Genomic DNA, 2,493 nt, shown 5'->3' on the forward strand with positions numbered 1-2,493 from the left:
CTCATAGAAGGCAACCGCATCCCTTTTGAACTGCTCGTCATAGCGTTTCGCTGACATGGTGGTAGATTACCTTTCCCCCAGCCCGACTGAGCTGAGATTGGGTGTCTACCTAACGGGGGTCAGGTCCGAGGAACGGGTCAGGGCTGAGGCGAAACAGTGGTTCATCGACGTCGTCGGCGTGCCCGACGAGGGTGCACGGCCGTGGTCGTCGAAGCTCGGCAAGCAGGCCTTGGCTGCATACATCGGGTCCCATGGTGCAGTCGTACCGTTGACCGATAAAGGTGATGTTGCGACCTCGAAGGACGCAATGGCTCAGCTGGTTGCGGACAATCCTCACTCCCCTGAGCTGGCAGAGCTTGCCGACAAGTTGTTGGTTGTCGGGCAGACCAATTCTCCGGCGGCGAACGTGCAAAGCAATTTGCGTGACGGCAGGGTCTATCCATCCATTCAGCCGGATCAGGCAACTGGCCGTTTGAGTACACGCGACCCAGCGCTCACGACCTTCGGGTCACGTGAGGAGCGTTTGCTCAAGCGCCGATCAATGGTTCTCCCTGACGAGGGTGAAGTGTTGATCTCAGTCGATCTCTCGCAGATCGACGCACGTTGCATGGCAGCCGGTGCCGGAGACAAAGCGTACGCCGCCTTGTTCGCTGAAGGTCGCGACAGCCACACTGAGATGGCGGTGCGTGTGTTCGGTGACCCTGCCCGTCGCAGTGACGCCAAGGCGCTCGGCCACGCGACCAACTACGGCATGGGTGCACAGGGCTTTGCGAAGTACGCGGGCATCACTGTAGAGCAGGCCCAGTATCAGCAGGCACTCCTGCGCCAGGAGTTCCCCGGACTAGAGCTGTTCAAAAAGCACTTGCGTGAGGAAGCCAAGCTCAATGGGTACGTGACCACGGCGTTTGGCCGTTGGGTCCCTGTGGACGTCGAAAAGTACTACACGCAAGCCCCCGCTGCGTTCGGGCAGGGTACTGCAAGGGACGTATTCCTTGAAGGTGTACTTGCACTGCCCGCCGAGATCGCAGACATGATCAGGATTTTTGTGCACGACGAAATTGTGCTCTCGGTGTCACCTGAACGGGCAGAGGAAATTAAGCAACTGGTCATGGACACCTTTAAGTCCGTGCAACTGCCGTGCGCACCTGGCGTCCACGTGCCTGTGCTGGCTGACAGCGCAGGCCCTGGGGAGAACTGGGCGGAGTGCAAGTGATGAACCGACTGATGCTCACTCGGCCGCCACCACGGTGGTCAGGTGTGAAGTTGTAAACCAGAACAAAACAAACGAAAGGACCCATCATGTCTGGACTCAATTCCGAACAGAAGCCTTCCCTCCAGGACGATCTCGCTAAGGCCGAGAAGGAACTGGCAGACGCACAGTCACGGCTGCGCAAGGCACGCCGTGACGTTAAGGCTGCACAAGACAAGGTCGAAAGCCTCAAGGTCTACGCCGACGAGCTGAAGGCCCTCAAGGCGCAGCTGGCTGCTGCGGCGGCAGTCCCGACTGAACAGCCAAAGGCTGAACAGGAAGAGTCAGGGGAACCTCGAACAGAGCAGTCCTCTGCTCAGCCAGAGGATCAGCACAAGTACAACTTCGGCGACTAGCCGTGTACATGAATCGCTGAGTTAACGTACGTCGCTGGCTGCTGCGACGTACATCGACCCGTCACAGAATGAGCATTCCGTGGCGGGTATTTTCTTGTCATCCGCGACTGGTCAGCTCGCTGTAAAGGCGTGTCAGGCAGGCCAGTGCCGGAGCGCCGGCACTGGCCACAAGGCCGGATTTCCGGCCTCATTTTTGGGTGCGCCGAAGGCACGAAAAGGCGTCACCAAAATTCAACAGCTATCGATAGCTGTTTGGCTGTGACCTGGGGAAACGAGTGTAGCTATCAGCGGTACACTTTCACGTTTCCGCTGGTCACAGCGAAATATCGGTTTTCTTGGAAACAAGAAAACCAGTATAAGGGGGTCCGACGCCGACTTGTCGGCTGCGGCTCCCTCTCCGGCCGGGTTGGGTTCCCGGCCTAGGCACGACTCAGCAACAGCTGAGTTGGGCAGCATACGCACGGCGACCAAGATGACGCCACAGCAGTCATCGCAGTTCAGAGTGCGTTTTATATTGGCCAGCAGCCGCAGGAACCGACCGAGTAGGAAGGTTCTGTAGGCGCTGGCAATCCCCGCTGGTAGGCGCCCCCGAGGGTCTCGTTGAAAACGAGCCCTTTAGGGGGCTAAAGGTCTGAAAATTCTTGGGGTAGAATGGCTTGTGGGACAGCCTCTGGCGAAGGGACCCGCTAGCCATTCGAGGGGACCCGAGAATTTTCAGACCTACATCCGGTGTGTTCTTTGGAGGGGCGAAGCAGAGGCTCTGAGCTGCCCTGGGTTTTGTTCCTAGGCATTTGCCTTGGTTTCCATTATGGCTTTGGGTGGGTTGTATGCCCAAAAGGCTGCTTCAACCTCGGCTGGTGTTCGGTAGCCAAGGCTTTGGTGTAGCCG

General features: G+C 58.2%; 2 protein-coding genes. Both read left to right on the forward strand.

Annotated elements, in window-relative coordinates:
* Positions 1–55 precede the first annotated feature (55 nt).
* Positions 56–1,213: a DNA polymerase gene (locus tag NQ050_RS10965; RefSeq protein ID WP_257039379.1), complete on the forward strand. Its 1,158-nt coding sequence runs from the start codon at positions 56–58 to the stop codon at positions 1,211–1,213.
* 86 nt (positions 1,214–1,299) lie between these two features.
* Positions 1,300–1,605, forward strand: a complete 306-nt coding sequence (locus NQ050_RS10970) for a hypothetical protein (protein ID WP_257039380.1) — start codon at positions 1,300–1,302, stop codon at positions 1,603–1,605.
* Positions 1,606–2,493: the final 888 nt, after the last annotated feature.

Source organism: Corynebacterium sp. 122RC1 (genome assembly GCF_024580955.1).
GTDB lineage: Bacteria > Actinomycetota > Actinomycetes > Mycobacteriales > Mycobacteriaceae > Corynebacterium > Corynebacterium kozikiae.

Coding starts and splice junctions, on each gene's coding strand:
- NQ050_RS10965 (WP_257039379.1), top strand. CDS start 56: ATGGTGGTAGATTACCTTTCCCCCAGCCCGACTGAGCTGAGATTGGGT.
- NQ050_RS10970 (WP_257039380.1), top strand. CDS start 1,300: ATGTCTGGACTCAATTCCGAACAGAAGCCTTCCCTCCAGGACGATCTC.